We start from the raw sequence: 18,152 nt of genomic DNA, 5'->3' as shown, positions 1-18,152 counted from the left end.
GCCAATAAATGATTAGCGTTAATAAACAGTTTCTCATCCGACCATTGATTGTATTGGCTTTTTTAACCGCCGGATGTGCCCAACAAGATGCGCGATTAACCGCCAATGCGTTGACTAATCGTGCTGAATTTAATTCTGAAGACTTGCAAACAAAAACCTTTCTGCTACGTGCTTTAAGTAAAATTTCGCCCTCGGCGAACATTTTGCGGGTCTATATCGAAGGAGATGGCTTTGCCTGGGCCAGCCGAACGCAGCCGTCAACTGATCCGACGCCGCGCAATCCGGTCGGGTTAAAATTGGCGCTGGCGGACCCGTCGGCGAATGTGCTCTATCTGGCGCGACCTTGCCAGTACATCGGCCCGCCGCTGCCTGCTGAGTGCAACGCCCGTTGGTGGACCGATAAACGGTTTTCTCCAGACGTGATTGCGGCGATGGACGAGGCGCTCAGCCAGGTGGTTCGCCGCTTGCCGGGCGTGGAAATCGAGCTGGTAGGGTATTCCGGCGGGGCGACCATCGCCGCACAGCTTGCCGCGCGTCGCCACGATGTGCGATCCCTGCGCACTGTGGCGGGCAATCTTGATGTCGCGATGGTTAACCAACTGCATCACGTTTCCGCCATGCCCGATGCCACCAGCGCGATCGATGTCGCGCCGACGCTTGCAACACTGCCGCAAATCCACTTTAGCGGCAGTGAAGACACCACGGTGCCGCTGGCGGTGGCGGAACATTATCAACACGCGAGCGGGGCGCGCTGCACGCAGGTTGTGCCAGTGCCGGGCATGCAACACGGCAGCGACTGGGCCGCACGCTGGCCGGCACTGCTGGCGCAAACGCCGCTGTGCCGGTAATGCTCAGAAGTAATATTGGTAGCTGACGCCCAGCACCCGACCTTGTCTTCGCGTGCCGACGTGGGCGCCGCGCCCGGTTCCGCCGTCTTCCACGGCCAGCGCCGGGTAGTCGAACCCGAACACCGGGCTGCGGTTATTCAGCAGATTGGTGGACCACAAATACGCATCGCCCCAGTGGCTTTTGAACCCCAACCGCGCGTTGATCAAGTGAGTTTCACTCAATTTGAAATGGTTGCCGATATCGGCTTCGCGCGGGCTGCTGTAGCGGTAGTTGAGGTTGGCGTTGAACACCACGGGTAACGCCGCAAGCTGCATCGGGTGCGAATAATTTGCGGCGAATGACGCGCCCCAAAGCGGCACATCGGGGATGCGGTTTCCCGTTCGCCCGCCGGACTGGCTGTTGGCAGGCAGTTTCGTGATGGTCGCCCGCGTGTAATCGATGCCCGTTTTCAGCGTGAAATCCGCATGCGGCTTCCAGCTGGCGGAGACTTCCGCGCCTTTGCTTTCGGTATCGACATTTTCCGTGACGGTGGCAAAACTGCGGCTTGGATCGATCAGCGCGAAATAGTGGTCATTGCGGGTTCGGCTGTAAAACAGCGCCGGGTTAATCTCCAGTTTCAAAGAGGAAATCAGCGACTTCGCGCCCGCTTCATAGCTGTCCACGGTAGCCGCTTTGTACGGCGTTGACGGTTCACCGCTGGCGATACTGGTGTCCCAGTTGCTAAATCCGCCCGGTTTGTGGCCGCGCGACCAGGTGGCATACACGTTCCAGTCGTCGTTCAGCAAATAATTCACGGCGATACGTCCGGTGAAATAGTGCTCGAAAAGCGACTGATCATCGTTGTGCATTGTGGGGCCTGGGTTGGCGTAACCCGGATTGGCGTGCCAGCGGGCGCGATAACCGATCTCTTCCCAGCTGTGGCGCAGGCCAGTGGTTAACTCCAGCCGCTCGGTGAGCGGGAAGGTTGTCTCGCCAAACAGCGCAATGCCATCGTAAGTGAAGCGGCGATGGATTTGCGCATTCATCGGATCGTAATCCCAGCCGGGAACCTCGCTCCAGCCGCCGTTGTAGCGATGCGTACGTCCTGTGTGGAGGTAATTGATGCCGGAGACCCAGAAAAAGGGGCTGTCTGGCGTGGACGCGAGGCGAAACTCCTGGGAAAACATCGCTTGCCGATCGCTGAACATGCCCCAGGAATCGTAATCGGTGCCATACAAACGTTCGCTGATACGCGCGTCGATGCTGGGGCCCGCGGAGAAGTGATAATAACGCCCCCAGCCGGTCACGCTGGTGAACAGCAGCGCATCCCATTCGTGCTGCCAGTTTAACGTCAGGGTGGTGTCGTTTCCGCCGTCATCCATCGCGCCTTTCGGTACGCTGATCTCGTTGCGCCCATCGAGCAATGTCATGGCGGCGGCATTGTGGCGCTGACGTTGCCTGTCGGCGGTAAACAACACAGTGTCACGCTCATCCGGTTGCCAGCCGAGACTGACACGCCCGGCGAAGTTTTGCGGTTCGGTAAGCGGTTTATTGCCATCTTGCTGGTTGTTAAGCGCCGCGTCTTGTTGATCATATTGCAGCGCCAGGCGGCTACTGAGTGTGTCGATCAGCGGCACGTTCACCACCATTTCGCCGAAAGCATGGCTGCGCGTTCCCCATTCCCCGCCAATATGGCCTTCAAACCTCTCCGTTGGCTTATTTGAAATGATGTTGATGACACCCGCTTCGCTGTTGCTACCGAACAGCGTGCCTTGCGGGCCTTTCAGAATATCGACCTGCTCGATATCCAGCAGGCGGTTGGTGATATTGCCCTGTGGGATGTAAACACCGTTAAGCATGGTGACGACAGACGTATCGTCGTTGCTGACCTGGTTGATGGAGCCAACGCCGCGGATCTTGATCGACGATTCCGGGTTTTGCCCGTCGGTATTCAGCGCCACGCCCGGCGTTTGCCATAACAGACTTTGCGCGTCTTTGATCTGCGCCTGCTCCAGCGCCAGCGCGTCGTAATGGTTAACGGTAAACGGGAGAGAACGGTTCGATTCCGGCACAAACCGTGCGTTCACCGTGCCCTCGACAATGATGTCGTCTTCTTTTTCGCTTGCCGCGAAGCCCGGTTGCGCGGTCGCCAACAAGCTCCAGCCGATTGCCGGCCAGATGTTAAATTCCATTTTTGTCCTTCTCCTTTAAAAAAACCGATCCAGATAACGCTATTTCACCGCACCCTCAGTCAAATCCCCTTAGCGCTTGCTAAAATTTATTGATAATGATTACTATTATCACCGCTGGGTCAGGAGTACAACCCAGATGCGAGGAAAATACGCAGCAGGTTCTCATGAGGAGGAATACCTGTGTCAAAACGGAATTGCATAGCGAATTGGGAACGATCCCTAACCACCCGAATCCAACGCGCCTATTTTGTTGGACGGCAGCCAGATTTACCGCTAGGCGGCGTGGAGTGCGTCGCCTATCTGACGTTTAGCGGTAAAACGATTGATGAGCAGAAACTGCGGCGGGCATTGGAGCAGGTCGCGTGTTTCCCGGCATTGCGCGCGTTTTTTGAAGATGCCGAGCACCTGGTACAACGCGAGGTGAGCGTACCGGAACTCACGGTCTACCAACGGCATCGCGCCCACGCCGCAGAACATGAATCCACGGTGAGAGAACAGATGTTTTCGCAGGCCGTCGATTTAAGCGCGGGTCGGTTGTGGGAGGTGGCGTTAACGCAGTGGCACGAAGGGGGAACGACGCTGCATATCGCCATTTCGCTGGCGGTGGTGGATTTACCCGGGCTTCGCGCGTTAATGGAGCATCTTGCACAAAGCTATCACGGCGAAGCGCTGTCACCGCTTCTCCTTTCTGCCGAACACCTTCATCAGCAACTTACTGCCAATCACGCACGCATCGCGCGCAAACAGCAGCAAAACCAGAGCAAACTGGCGAAGCTCGCGCAAGGGCGCATGGAAACCCTTCCCCCGCCGCCCGACCTGCCATTTACCACCTTCAAACCCGTTGTTGATCCGCTGTTCGAAAGACGATCTCGGCTTTATAGCGCCGAACAATGGGCAAAACTTCGCAAAGGCGCGGCGCGGGTGGGTGTCGCGCCGGCGGCACTGGTTTTGGCGCTGTTTAGCCGCGCTTTACGGCTGTGCAGCGCAGCGCCCGATTTTATTGTCACGGTGACCAACGCCTCGATAACCGGCACTGAAATGCTGCTGGCAGAACGTACGGTCACCTTTGTGCATCGCGCCAGAAACGCGGCGTCGCTGGAAGCGTTAGTGCGCGACACGCAAGACGATCTGCGCTACCGCTTACTGCGCGGGCTTGAAAGCGAAAGCGAGTTACGCGGCGCGCTGGCGGATGCCGATCACCCGCATCCCGGAATTTCTCCCTACATTTTCACCTATGCCGCACAGCAGCCGGTGTTTACGTCGCGAGCATTAGAAACGTTCGGGCAACCGGGAATGTGGGGGCAAACGCCGCAAGCGGTGATCGACTGCCAGGTGTTCCAGCTTGATGAGCAACACATTGAGGTAGCATTTGACGTTCGCCGCGCGGCGATTGCGCAGGATGTGGAACGTGCCGTTTTCGAATTGCTTACCGAATCGCTCGATGACGTGATCGCCGGGCGTAATGTGGAACGCGCGCTGCCAGAAGCCACCCGCACATGGCGCCGCGAGGTGAATGCCACGCCTGCTGCCAGCCCGCCGGCCATGCTGTTTAGCGCGTTTCGCCAGCAGGTAAAAACGCAGCCGCAGGCAATTGCGCTGGTGGGGTTTCCTGCCGATGAAAATTTATCTCCTGAACATATCGATCCGCTGGCGAGACACATGGCGCAGCAATGGCGTTACAGCGAGTTGGATCAACTGGCGCTGCGCCTGGCGGCACATCTGGTTGAACACACCGAACCTGGCAATATTGTCGGTATCCGCTTGCCGAAAGGGCCGTCGCAAATCGTCGCCGTGTTAGCCACGCTGTATGCCGGCTGCGCGTATCTTCCGGTGGGTTTAGATATGCCCGCCGATCGGCTGGCGAAAATCCGCAAACGTTCGGCGATGCGCTATTTGCTGACCGCCAGTGATTTTGCCGATCTGGCGCGGCAAACGCCGTTAAGCACGCTGCGCATCGGCGAGGAAAACCCGGACGCGCTGGCGTATGTGATTTTTACCTCGGGTTCAACGGGCGAGCCAAAAGGGGTGGCGATGAGCCATCGCGCGGCGAACAACACCATTGTTGATGTGAACACCCGCCATAACGTCACGTCAAACGATGTACTGCTGGCGGTCTCCTCATTGGATTTCGACCTCAGCGTGTACGACATTTTCGGGCCGCTCAGCCGTGGCGGTTGCATTGTTACCATCAATGAAAATGAGCGGCGCGATGCGTTTCGCTGGGCAAGCCTGGTCAAATCCCATCAGGTCACGTTATGGAATTCCGTTCCCGCATTGGCCGAAATGCTGGCTGCCGCGCAGGATGATTTACCCTCCATTCGCGCCTGGCTGTGCTCCGGCGACTGGATCGCCCCTGCGCTGTTTGCCCGCTTGAAAACCTGTTCACCGCAATCCACGTTGGTGGCGATGGGCGGCAGTACCGAAACCGCCATCTGGTCTAATGTGTTTGTGCTCAACGCGCCAGAAGATATTCAGCCGCACTGGCCTTCCATCCCCTACGGTTTGCCGCTCAGCGGCCAGCAGTATCGCGTGGTGCGTGAAGACGAAAGCGGGCAATTTGTCGATTGTCCCGATGGCGTCACGGGTGAGTTGTGGATCGGTGGCGAAGGCTTAGCGCAGGGCTACCTGGGCGATGCGCAGCGCACCGCCGATGCGTTTGTTGTTGATGATTGCCGCTGGTATCGCACCGGCGATCTGGGTTACTGGCGCGAAGGGTTGCTCTTTTTTGTCGGGCGGCGGGATACACAGGTCAAAATTCAGGGGCATCGCGTGGAATGCGGCGAAGTCGAACAAACCCTGAAAAACCTTCCAGGTATTGAAAACGCGGTGGTGGTGCCGATTTGCCAGCGCCGTGCGCTGGGCGCGGTGGTGTGCGGGCACTGTGAACTGACCCCCGAGCAGCTCCAGCAGCAGTTAGCCCGCCAGTTACCGCACTACATGATCCCGGCGCGTTTCCTGCTGCGCAGCCAGCTTGTGCTCAATCGCAATGGCAAAATCGATCGTGCGTGGGCCGTGAGCGAACTGGAAAGCGACGAACCCGCGCGCCAGCCCACCGCGAACAACGTGCCGTCGCCGCTGTTTACCGCCTGTCAGCACTGCTGGTGCCAGGTGCTGCAACGGGATTCGGTCAGCGTTGCCGATAACTTCTTCGCGCTCGGTGGCGACAGCCTGGCGGCCACGCGCGTATGCGCCTTATTGCAGACGCAGGGCGTGCAGGTTGCGGTGGGCGAATTGTTTGCCGCCAACACCTTAGAGATGTTTGCCCGCCGTTGCCAGCGAGGGGCGTTGCCGCCTTGCGAAACGCTTCTCGACGAGGAACAGCCAGGCCAGCCTTTCCCGCTGACCTCACTGCAACGCGCGTATGCGCTGGGCGCGGACGGCATTGCGGGCGTCAGCCGCTGTGACACGGTTTTCTCGGTGATTATTCGTAGCCCCGAGGCGAATCCGCTGGCGCACTGGCAGCAGGCGCTTGATGCGCTAATCCGTGAAACCGCCGCACTGCGGCTGGTGCGCACGGAAACGCAGCAACTGGTGATGAACGCCAAACCCGCGCCGGTCATCACGCTGCCTGAAACGCAATCGCTGGAAGATTTCCTCGCGCAAACGCCGCTGGATGCCCGGCAGCAACCGGCGTTGATGCTGGTCACCGTGGCCGGGCAGCCGACACGCATTGGCTTAATGTTCAATTACTTAGGGCTGGACGCGCTGAGCCTGATTCGCATCACGCTGGCGCTGGTTGAACGGGTGACAAACGCGCGTTCCTGCTTCCCACTGGAGCGCCATATCGCGCCGTTTGTGCGTTATGTCAACGCGCAGTCGACGGCGCAACCGCTGCTGGCGAAATGGCAGCCAGAGGACTGGCAGCCACCGCGTCTGTCCTGCGTAAAAGTGATGCCGACCAACAGCCGGACGCGGTCGCTCACGTATCACCTTGATAGCGCATCGCGCCGCCAGCTTGAAGCGCGCGCGCAAACGGCTCGCGTGACGCTCTCAGCATTGGTTTTGCATGCCTATAGCGAAGCGATGATCGCCCTAAGCGATAGCCCGCAAATGGTGATTGTGGTGCCGGTTTGCTGGCGTCCGGCGCACGCTTCGCAGGCGTTAGGGCAATTTACCCAGTTGCGCCTGTGCTGCTGTGCAAAAGGCGATACGCCTGCGGACACCGCCCATGCGCTGGCGGATGCCGTTGCAGGGCACACGCCGGACGATCGCTATATCGCCGCGCAGGGGCGGGCGGCGTATCCCTTTGTCTTTACCAGCATGGCTGGCATGCCGGAAGTCGAGGCGTTGTACCAATGGGAAACGGGCATTGAATGGACGCACACCCGCACGCCAGGTGTACTGATCGACTGCCAGGTGCAACCTGATGGCGAAGGGCTAGAAATTCGCTGGGATTACGCTGCCGGGTGCCTGGATGAGGCGCTATTGAAAGCCGCGCATGCCCGGTTCGTGGCGCAACTGGCGGCGAGTGATCAAATAGCCGAGCGGGCGATAGCCGCCGCGCTGACGTTTGTCGGCAATGTGCCTGAGGTTCTGGCGCCGGTCATCGACGCCTGGAAAACGTGGACGGTCGCCGAGGACGACTCTGCATGGCAGGAACCAGGAAAGTTTCTCGCCGCGTGTGTGAATGGCGAACGCCCGCGCAGCGATCTGCTGCGCCATCCGCAGCTTGCCCCGGAGCGTTTGCTACTGGCTTCATTGCAACAAATCCCGTTTTTCGAAAACCTGGTCGCCGAGCTTCGCGCGGACTTTTCCCGTCAGGAACCTGCTCTACGGGTACTGATTTTGGGAGCCGGCAGCGGTGTATTCAGCCAGGCATTAGCGCAGGCGGCGGCTGCCAACGCATTGGCACTGATTATTGATGAGTACGAACGTAACGACGTACTGAATGCGCTGGCGCAGCGCGATGCATCGCCCATTGCGCGCGTCGCGCCAGATGTGGTTATCGCCCCGGCGTCGTTACACCGCGATGATGAATTGCTCGCTCACTTAGGGACAATTCGCGCGGCGAAACCGGTGCGCCTGTATGTGCTGGAAGTGACCGAGCCGGATGCCGCCTCGCTGGTCTCCGCGATACTCGATCCCACCTTAGTCGATGGCGGCCAGTCGCCGCTGTTATCGGCGTCCGCCTGGGCGCAACGCCTGCAACAGCAGGGCGCGACGCTCGACCACATGCATCCTTTGGCGGCGAACCTGGTGTGGATCAAAGCCTGGCTCAACGCCGATTTGCCGGTGGCCGCGCCGCCTTCGCCGGTGTCGGACGCCGAACGCGCCCGCGCGCAGGCCGATATTGCCCGCTGCTGGGAAAACGTGCTGGCGTTAACATCGCCGCTGCCGCACTCGGCAGACTTTTTCGCGCTGGGCGGCGATTCGCTGCGTGCCACTCAAATTGTCACCACGTTGCGCCAACAGGGATATGCCTCGGTGCGGCTGGCGGATTTGTTTAACCATTCCACCTTCGCAAGCTTTGTCGAGCGGGTCGTGGCGCAGCGGGGCGCGGATTCAGCGCCGCCCGCCAGCGCTGTCGCGCAGAGCGAAAACTTTCCCTTAACCGCGTTGCAAAAAGCCTACCTGGCCGGGCGCGCCCCGGAGCAGTTACTCGGTGGCGTTGCCTCGCACTGCTATTTTGAGTTCTCTATGCCGGAGGGCATTGACACCGTGCGCTGGCAACACGCCGTCAGCCAGGTCATTGCCCGTCATGACGCATTACGCTCGCGCATCGTCTGGCAAGACGGCGTGCCGTCCGGGCGAGTGAGTGCACAGGTCGATGAGGTGATGGCGGTGAGCGATAACCTGCGTTTGCTCACCGAAACGGAAGCTCCTGATCCCGAGCAAGATTTCCCGCTGCGCGTGCGGATTTCTCCCGACGGGAAAACGATCGGCATCGGCATGGACAACCTGATGCTTGATGGCACATCCATGTTTCTGGTGCTGCGCGAACTGGGCGCGCTGTACCAGGGCAAACCCGTTGCGCCGCTTTCTGCCACGACCTATGCGCAGTACCGCAACCGCTGTTGCGAACCCGCGCAAACCGTAGCGGTGAACGCGATGCCGCCCGCGCCGCGCCTTCCTTATCTCACCGCGCTGGAAACGGTCAGCCAACCGCACTTTGCCCGCAGCGCCTGTGATGTCGACGAACCCGTGTGGCAGGCGGTTCGCCAGCGAGCCGCGCAATTGCGCATCACGCCTGCTGCCGTGCTGCTCGCGGCCTACGCGCTTGAAATCGCAGAATGGTCGGAGGAAACGGCATTCAGCCTGAATGTCACGACCTTTGAGCGCGACCCGGCTTTGCCGGGTGCTGCGACGATGGTCGGCGATTTTACCCATCTTGGGCTGGTGGCCTTTGAACCTGGCCCGCGGGCAACCGATGCGCCATCGCGCCGCCAGCAACTCGCCGCGCTGGCGCGCGTTGCCTATCTGGGAATCCTCACCCTGCACGAAACGCCGGAGCAGGTCAGCACGTTGCGCGTGGCGCGCGACATTGTTCGCCAGCAGGGGGAACCGATCGCGGGGCTGTTCCCGGTGGTGTTCACCAGCGGGTTAGGGTTGGGTGCCAGCGCCGCCCGTTCCGATGATTTTGGCTTCGGTACGTTGACTTACGCGCGCTCGCAAACCCCGCAGGTGACGATGGATTTTCAGGTGCATGACGATGCGCGCGGGCTGCATATCACCGTGGATTACGTGCGCGAATTGCTCGCAAGCGATCGGGTCAACGCGCTTGCGGCGGGTGTGGTTCGTCGTCTTGAGGAGTGGGTCGGGCAGGTGGAACTCACTGGTTTACCTGCGCAGATTGCGCCGATCTGGCGTCAACATTTACCCGCTGACGCGCCCCTGGTGCCGGAAAATTTCTTCCAGGCGGGTGGCGATTCGTTGCAGGCCACGCGCTGCATCCGTGCGCTACAGGAGGCCATCGACGCGCGCATCTCGTTACGTCTGTTGCTGGCGTATCCCCGGCTGAGTGATTTTTGCGCCCAGGTGGCGCTGCTTATCGAAAGCCGGTCGAATGATGAAGAGGGAACGCTATGAGTACGTTTCTTGAAGAGTTACAGCAGCGCAATATCGTGCTGTGGGAAAGCGGCGGAAAGCTGCGTTTTCGCGCGCCGGAAGGGGTGTTTACCGACGCCTTGCGCCAGCAAGTAAGCGAACAAAAAGAGGCCATCCTGGCCGCTTTGCGCCAGCAAAATGGCGTTCAGCATCACCCTGAACAACGCCATGAACCGTTCCCGCTCACCGACGTGCAGGCGGCGTATTTGCTGGGGCGCACCTCGGCCTGGGAAGCGGGGGAAACCGGCTGTCATGGCTACGCCGAGCTGGAGATTTCAACGCCCGAACGCTGGTCAGCGGTGGATTTTCAACACGCCTGGCAGCGCATGGCGGCGTGCCATGCCATGTTGCAGGCGCGGTTTTCCACCGAGGGCTGGCAGCAAATCGACGCTGGAGTCGCTGTGCCGCTTGATGTTTCGGTTTGCGAAACGCCGCTCGCCTTTACCCACGTGCAAGACGAAATCCGCACGCGCTTAAAACACCGCCATTACGCGCCGCACACCCCGCCGCTGCTGGCGGCGCATATTGTCACCACGGGCCAGCGGGCAACTTTGCATCTGTCGGTTGATTTGCTGATCGCCGATTTTATCGGCATCGGCGTCATTCTTGCGGATTTTGCCCGTGCGCTGATCGAACCCGAATTCGCGCTAGCGCCGCCTTCGCTGTCGTTTCGCGATTATGTATTGCACCTGGCGCGTATGCGTGAAACTCCCGCCGGACAGCAGGCTTACCAGCGCGCGCAGGCGTTTTGGCGGCAAAAAATGGAATCGTTCCCGGCAGCGATGCATTTTGGCGATCCACAGCCGGTTTCAGCCGACGAGGTTCGTTATTGCCGCCGCTGCCATCGGCTTGAAAAGCCCGCCTGGCAGGCCTTTCTGGCGTTTGCCCGCCAACATGCAGTCACGCCAACATCGGTGGCGCTGGCGGTGCTGGGCAGGCTGGCCCGTCGTTACGGCGATCAGCCGCAGTCACGCATTACGCTGACGGTGTTAGACCGCCACCCGCTGGTGGACGATGTAATGCGCATCGTCGGTGATTTCACCTCGACATTGCTGATTGCGCTGGACTGCCGCGGTGAAAAAAACGTGGTGGACGCGGCTTCAGACATTCAGCAGCAGCTTTTTGACGGGCTGGATCACCGCGACGTGTCGGGCGTGGAAGTGCTGCGCATGTTAACGCACCGCAACGACACGCCGGTTGTGTTGACCTCCACACTGGGCGCCGGAAGCGATGAAAACGCGCTTTTTCAAAACTGCGTTGAACAAGGTTTAAGCCGCACGCCGCAGGTGCTGCTGGATATCCAGCTTGCCGATGCGCAAGGCGGGATGTCCATTGTCTGGGACGCCAGAGTCGGCGGATATCCTGAAGCGGTGCTGGACGCCGCGTTTGCCGATTTTTGCGCGGCGATTCACGCTTTGTCTGCAAATGCCGAATGCTGGTTGCAGCCGCCTTTGCCGCGCAAAACGCTGCCCATCCCTGCTATGGATATCGACACAGAAGCGAGTCTGATCGCGGCATTCTGTCGCCTGGCAGTGGATGAACCGCAAAAAGTGGCCTTGATCCACGGTCAAACCACATTGACGCGCGGGCAACTCATTCAGTGCGCCCGCCACTGGCGCGATTGGCTGTGTGCGGAAGGCTGCCAGCCCGGTGATGCCGTGCTGGTGGTTTTTGAACCCGGCGCTGAGCAGGTCGCCGCGCAAATCGGCGCATTGCTGGCAGGCGCGGCGTTTGTGCCTGTCGATCCCGGTTGGCCACAGGCGCGCCAGCAGGCCATCTTAACGACGCTCAAACGCAGCAACCCAAACCAGCGTCAGTTTTGGCTGACGCCCACGTCGCCTGAGTTTGCGGGTGAACCGCCCTGCAACACGTACCCGATGTCGGCGGATGACGTGGCCTATATTATTTTCACCTCCGGTTCGACCGGCACGCCGAAAGGGGTGCCGATTACGCATCGCCAGGCGCTGACCACATTGGCCGCGCTGCAAACCCTGCTGGCGTTGCAGGAGGATGACCGGGTGCTGGCGGTGTCGCGCCCGTCTTTCGATCTGGCGATTTTCAACGTTTTTGGCGTGCTCAATGCCGGTGGTGCGCTGGTGATTCCCAAAGCCGGAACCAGCGCAGACCCGGAATCCTGGACGCAGGATATCGCGCAGCATCGCGTGACAATCTGGAACTCAGTGCCCGCGCAGTTGCAACTGCTGTTGGAAAACGCAGAGCATTCGCCTTGCACGTTGCGAGCCGCGCTGGTTTCCGGCGACTGGATACCGGTCTCGCAACCTGAACAATTGCGTGAATGGCTGCCGGATTGCCGCTTTATCGCGCTGGGCGGCGCGACGGAAGCGTCGATTTGGTCCAACTTTCACGAAGCCGAACCCGGTCGTCGCTACCGTTGTTCAATTCCGTATGGCCGCGCGCTTCCCGGGCAGGCCATGAAAGTGCTCAACAGCGACCACGAAGAGGTGGTTGGCGGGCAAATTGGTGAGATCGTGATCATCGGCCCGGCGGTCAGTGCGGGGTATTTGGGTGCTGACGCGTCGGCGTTTATCACGCTGGCGGACAGCGGCCAGCCCGCGTTTCTCACCGGCGATGTCGGGCGTTATCTCGACAATGGCGAAATTGAATTTTTAGGCCGCAAGGACGATCAGATAAAGCGCCACGGGCACCGGATCGAACCGGGCGACATCGCCGCGCTCTTACGCGCGCGCCCTGAAGTGAATGACGCGGCGGTATTGATGACGCCAAACCAGCAACTGGTTGCCGCGATCACGCCTGCCAGCCTGCGCGATGGCCCCGCGCCCATGGATAACGGTGCGATGGCGGCCATCACACAGCGGCACCAGCAAATTTTATCGACGCTGGATGCCGCGCGTTTTACGCAGCTCATCGACACCATGGAGTTGGCCGCGCGGGTGGCGATGCAGGACATTCGCCAACGTAAGGTCAGCGTGAAGCCGGAGCACCTTGCGCTGATGGTGCGCTGGGATCGCCTGCTCAGTGACAGCCCCGCGCGGCTTGCCGGTGAAACGGTGTCCCTGGAAACGGCGCAACGCCTTTGGCAGCAGGCGCGCCAACTCGCGCGGGAAATCGACTATGGCGACCCGCAAATGGCGTATGTCGAACAGTGCCTGCAACAACTGGAAGCCGTGGTGCGCGGCGAGGTTGATCCGCTGGCGTTACTCTTCCCGCAAGGCAGCATGGCGGTGGCACGGGCGTCCTACGGCGAAAATTTCATTAACCGCTATCTGAACCAGTTGATTGTGGCGGGCATCTCAGCACACGCCCGGCGTGCCATCGACGCGCAACGCCCGCTGCGCATTATCGAAATCGGCGCGGGCGTCGGCGGCACTACCGCACCGGTAATTGAGCGGCTACGGCAGATGCCGGAACTGGAGTTTGAGTATCTTTTTACCGACGTTTCCCGCTTTTTTCTCGACGACGCGCTTATTCAGTGGCCGGAAATCACCCCCCGCATTGTTGACCTCAACCGCGCGTTTACCGAACAAGGCGTGCCGCTTGCCGCTTGGGATGTGGTCATCTGCGCCAATGTGTTGCATAACGCGCGGCATATCCCGCAGGCGCTCAATCAGCTTCATGGTTTACTGGCACCCGGCGGGGATTTGGCAGTGATTGACGCCACGCGCCCCAATGCGCCGCTGATGATGACCATGGAGTTCAAAGAGGGGCTAACGGGCTTTACGGATGAACGTGCTGTGAACGGTGAAGCGTTTTACTGCCGTGAGAACTGGCGACGAGCGCTGGATGCCTCGCCGTTTCGCCATTATGTGATGTTCCCCGATAACGCGGATTCTGCCGACCCGGCGGAACGTGCGATAGCGATGATCCATCAGTCAGTCATTTGGGCCTGTTCCGCCGCGGAACACGCTCGGCTGGACGTGGATGAATTGACGGCGTTGCTGCGCCAACACTTACCTGGGTATATGGTGCCCGACCGCTTGTTGATCCTGGATGCGCTACCGTTAACCGCCAATGGCAAAGTCGACAGGCAGGCATTAGCGCGGCAAATCCCCGCTCCCCAAACCGCTGCGCCCAAAAACGCAGAACCGCTGACGGCGTGTCAGCGTGCGGTCGCAAATGTGTGGGCCGAGGTATTGGGGCTGGATAACGCCGATGCGCTCACACCAACTTGCGGTTTTTTTGATGTCGGCGGCGACTCCTTGCTGCTGGCGAAGTGCGTCGGCAAACTGCGGCGCACCATTCCCGGCGCGGAAAACATCGCCTGGGATGACCTGCTGCGCCAGATTGTCGCCGACCCGACACTGGAAAATTGCGCCCGCGTAGCCTGGCAGCACAGGCGGATGTTGCCCGCCGTGGTGAATGAGGTTTCACCGGTTCATGTCCTTTTGCCGGCCTGTGCTAAACACCGCGCGGGCGAGGCGCTTTGCCTGGTGCATGACGGTTCTGGCGGGCTGGAGCCTTACCGCGCGCTGGTGACGGCGCTCGCCACGCAAAACGAACGCCCAACGGTGCTGGGCATCAGCAGGACTCCCGGCGACAACTATCTGACGCTGCCCGCCAAAATGCTGTTTGAAACGCTGGCGGAACGTTATGTACAAGCGCTGCGGGCGCAAGGGATTCGCCGGGTTTATCTGTTTGGTTATTGCATGGGCGGGCTGATTGCCGCTGTGATGGCGGAAAAGCTGATGGCCTCCGGCATTGAGGTCAAACAGCTTATCGTGACCAGCGCTTACCGCATTCCGTTTATCGTCGAAGACGATCTGCTGCTGGATTACTCACTGGCGCGCTTGCTTAACCGATCGGCCGCCGATATCGGGCTGGATTTCCCGGAACAGGATTTGGGCGCGCTGATAAAACGCGCCCGGGAAACCCATCACGGCTGTATTGCGCAGGGCTGTATTGCCGGGCTGGCTGCTGATTTCCCACGGATTGACGCCATCATAAAAAATGCCCCGCCCGACAGCCAGCAGCGGCTGGCGCTGCTGGCAAGCAATGGCCCGTTAGATATTGCCAGCTTGCAGACGCTGCGCGCGTTGTATGTCGCCAGCCTGCGCGCCGTCGGCGCGTTTTCCCGTCTGGGGTATGTCGGCGACGTAACGTTTCTGCGCCAGCGCGGCGAGATCCCGTTTTTACCCACTCTGCGCGACGACATGACGCAGTTCTGGCAACACTACTGCCTGGGAAAACTGACCATCCGCGATATTGCCGGTAACCACTTTGATTGCTTGCAGGCGGCGGGCGCGGAGTCTGTCGCCGCTCTGCTGAGCGAGGTATGGGCATGAACGGCGTGATTGCTGTTTTCGGCGCGGGCGGAACGGTCGGCACAGCCTGTGTCGAGGCATTATTGCACCACGGCGAGCGCGTGCTGGCTATCGGGCGCGATCTCAACGTGTTACAGCGCCGCTTAGCCCATTTGCCCTGTGAGCGCCTGCGCTTTGTAGAGCTGGATGTGTTGGCGCCGATGCCCTGGCCGATGGCGGTTTTTGCCTGCCGGCGTTTCATTCAGTGCGCTGGCCCTTCATTTGCGCTGACCGACCCGGTGCTCACGCAACTGTTAACCCACTGCGCCACGCCTGGCGTTTTTGTTGAACCCGGCGGCGATGCCGCAGCCGTTCAGCGCTGGCATCAACCGCTGGCGGACGCGGGCTGGTCGGGCACGTTTGGCGCGGGCGTGCAGCCTGGGTTAATCGGTGTGGCGATCCGTGCGCTGGCGGCTCGCTTCATCCGCCCTGACTTATTGCGCGTGGAGACCTTTACCGGCGGCCTGCAACCGCTCACGCCCGCCGGGCTGGCGGAGTACCTGCAAGCAGTGAACAACCGTACCGGTTACCCTGGCATGTGTGTGCAACAGGGCGCGCTGCGCCGGGTAGCGGATGTGCCGCCAACCCCCGCGGGTTTCCCCGCGTCGGCGTGCGTGCATCCTTATCTCGATGAAGAAGCCGCCTGCGCGGCAAGCGACTTGTCGTTGCAGGCGCTGCGCAGTTTCAACGTCACAGACTCTGCGCCCATCACCCATCTGCTCAATGAGATCATGGCCTCGGGGCAGATACCCAACTCTGCCGCCCAGCAGGTCGCGGATGCGCTCGCCGAGAAGCCGCCCTGGTTTTGTCTGAGCGTGCAAGCCGAGGGGCAGGGCACGCAACTGACCTGCGCCGACAGCTACCGGCTTACCGGGGAAGTGGCGGCGTGGACGATGATCACTGCCCGCGCTGAATGCACCGGCGCGGACTGGTTTTCCCGGCGTTCGCAGTCGCTGGCGATCTGGTCGCACTGGCAGCACCAGCCGCCGCCGGGGGTGCAAATCCTCTGGCAAAACCACCAGGCCTGCGAGGAGGGTGAGTTATGACCTTTTCACAAGGGATTTGGGTGGTGGGCGCGACGTTTGGCGCACACTATGCCCGCGCCTTACACGGCGCGGGGTTAAGGGCGATTATTGGCCGGGGCGGGGAGCGAGGACGCCAGTTAGCCAAAGTGCTGGCCTGTGACTATTTTGCTGACCTGCAACAGGCGCTGGAGCAGGCGCGCCCGGCGTGCGCGGTGGTGGCGGTGCGCTCCGCGATTGTTGGCGGGGAAGGGGATGACATTGCCCGTCGCCTGTTGCAAGCCGGGGTTCCGGTATTGCAGGAGCTGCCGGTGCACCCACATGAACTGGTGAACACGCTTAAAACGGCGCAGCAGCAGGGCGTGCGTTTTGACGTCACGCCGTTTTATGACCAGATGCCGAGCGTGCGGCGTTTTATTCGTGCCGCCGGGCGCTTATCGCTGATCAGCCCGCTGCGTTCGGTGGAGATGCGCGTGTCGGTACAAACGCTGCATTGCGCGCTGATGGTGTTATCCGAGGTACTCGGCGCGCCATCGTCGTCCATTTCGGCCACGCCAATGGCGGCTGGCGAGAAAATCTTGATGGGCAGCCGCTGGCACGACGTGGCGGTCGATATCGTGTTGATGAACCGCTTCGATGCCATTTCGCCCGATGACAATGCCCAGCCGCTGATGCACATCACCTTACTGAGCGATGAAGGCGAACTGACGCTGCACTCGCCGTTTGGCCCGGTTATCTGGGAGCGGCGGCTGCCGCCTTCTGGCGAGACGGACGATCCGCCGATTCTGACCAGCCCGCTTGCGCATACGGCTTTACAGCGCGATATGGCTTCGGCGATTCGTGCGACGCTACACCGCTTTATGGCCGCCGAGTCTAGCGACGGCGCGCGCCAGCAACGGCAACTTGCGGTTTTGCAACTCTGGCAGGCGATGTGCGCGCGTGCCGGGCACCCGCAACAATGCCGCCTGGCAGCGCCAATGGCGGTCGGCAATTTCCTTGGGCTTAGCGACAGGGAGGAGGAACGATGAACGCTATCGTGCCACTGAGTAGGGGCGCCAGCCTGGCCCATCGCGCCGCGCCAGCCGTGGTGGTTTTTCCCCATGCGGGGGGCAGCCCCCGGTTCTATGCGCACTGGGCGGGCGCGTTAACCCGTTACCAGTTTTGGGGCGTGACCTATCCGGGGCGCGATGCTCGCTTAGGTGACGCAACGCCCGCGACATTGCAAGCGCTGGCATTAGCGTGCGCCTGCGAGCTGGATTCCTTGCTCGACAACGCTGCGCCCGCGCTGCTCATCGGACATTCGATGGGTGCCTGGGTCGCCTGGGAAACCGCGCGCTGCCTGGAGCAGATGACGCCTCAGCGCCCGCTGATGACGGTGGTTTCCGGGCAGAACCCGCCGGATTGCCCGCCCAACACCCATTTGTACCTGGAGGATGACGCCGCGCTGATTGCTGACATCAACCGCCAGAACCCGGCGAACCGCGCCCTGTGGGAGAACCCCGAGCTGTGCCAACTGTTTTTACCGGCGGTGCGCAATGATTACTGGCTGCTGGAGACTTACCGCGTCGAGCCGGGGACGGTGGCGGATCTCACCGTGGTGTACGGCGAGGACGATCGGGAGATCGATACCGCTGCGGTTGCGCGTTGGCGGCAAGCGAGCCGCTGCGTGTTTCGCTCAAGAGTCTTGTTGGGCGGGCATTTCTACCTGGCCGCGCCCGATCTCTCTTTGCCGCACTATTTACGAGAGCTGCTGCCCCATTGAAGACAGCGCATAACAAAAGGATTTT

At 60.8% G+C, this 18,152-nt stretch carries 7 protein-coding genes; 6 read left to right on the top strand and 1 reads right to left on the bottom strand.

Annotation, left to right across the window (positions count from 1 at the left end; translation table 11 throughout):
* The first annotated feature begins 8 nt into the window (after positions 1-8).
* Complete coding sequence (locus AAEY27_RS20225; RefSeq protein ID WP_342322572.1) at positions 9-848, top strand: alpha/beta fold hydrolase; 840 nt, start codon at positions 9-11, stop codon at positions 846-848.
* Positions 849-851: 3 nt separating this feature from the next.
* Here the strand turns inward: AAEY27_RS20225 and AAEY27_RS20220 are convergent, their stop codons facing one another.
* A complete protein-coding gene (locus AAEY27_RS20220) occupies positions 852-3,020 on the bottom strand; it encodes a TonB-dependent receptor (protein WP_342322571.1) in 2,169 nt (722 codons plus the stop codon).
* Between the two features lie 282 nt (positions 3,021-3,302).
* Between AAEY27_RS20220 and AAEY27_RS20215 the strand changes: the two genes are divergently transcribed.
* The 5 genes from AAEY27_RS20215 to AAEY27_RS20195 are packed head-to-tail and all read left to right on the top strand — an operon-like array spanning position 3,303 to position 18,127.
* On the top strand, positions 3,303-10,046 hold the full coding sequence (locus AAEY27_RS20215) for an amino acid adenylation domain-containing protein (RefSeq protein WP_342322570.1): 6,744 nt from the start codon (positions 3,303-3,305) through the stop codon (positions 10,044-10,046).
* Positions 10,043-15,325, top strand: coding sequence for an AMP-binding protein (locus tag AAEY27_RS20210; RefSeq protein ID WP_342322569.1), 5,283 nt, complete (start codon positions 10,043-10,045; stop codon positions 15,323-15,325). The genes AAEY27_RS20215 and AAEY27_RS20210 overlap by 4 nt, the downstream gene beginning before the upstream one ends.
* Entirely contained in the window at positions 15,322-16,389 is a 1,068-nt protein-coding gene (locus AAEY27_RS20205) for a hypothetical protein (protein WP_342322568.1), read from the top strand. Before AAEY27_RS20210 ends, AAEY27_RS20205 begins: the two co-directional genes overlap by 4 nt.
* The gene (locus tag AAEY27_RS20200; RefSeq protein ID WP_342322567.1) at positions 16,386-17,393 is read left to right on the top strand and encodes a Gfo/Idh/MocA family oxidoreductase; all 1,008 of its coding nucleotides are present in this window, start codon (positions 16,386-16,388) and stop codon (positions 17,391-17,393) included. Before AAEY27_RS20205 ends, AAEY27_RS20200 begins: the two co-directional genes overlap by 4 nt.
* Positions 17,390-18,127 (top strand): thioesterase II family protein, encoded by a 738-nt coding sequence (locus tag AAEY27_RS20195; protein ID WP_342322566.1) that lies wholly within the window; start codon positions 17,390-17,392, stop codon positions 18,125-18,127. The genes AAEY27_RS20200 and AAEY27_RS20195 overlap by 4 nt, the downstream gene beginning before the upstream one ends.
* Positions 18,128-18,152: the final 25 nt, after the last annotated feature.

Origin of the sequence: Kosakonia sp. BYX6 (assembly GCF_038449125.1) — a bacterium.
Lineage (GTDB): Bacteria > Pseudomonadota > Gammaproteobacteria > Enterobacterales > Enterobacteriaceae > Kosakonia > Kosakonia calanthes.
This window is presented reverse-complemented; position numbering and strand designations above follow the sequence as displayed.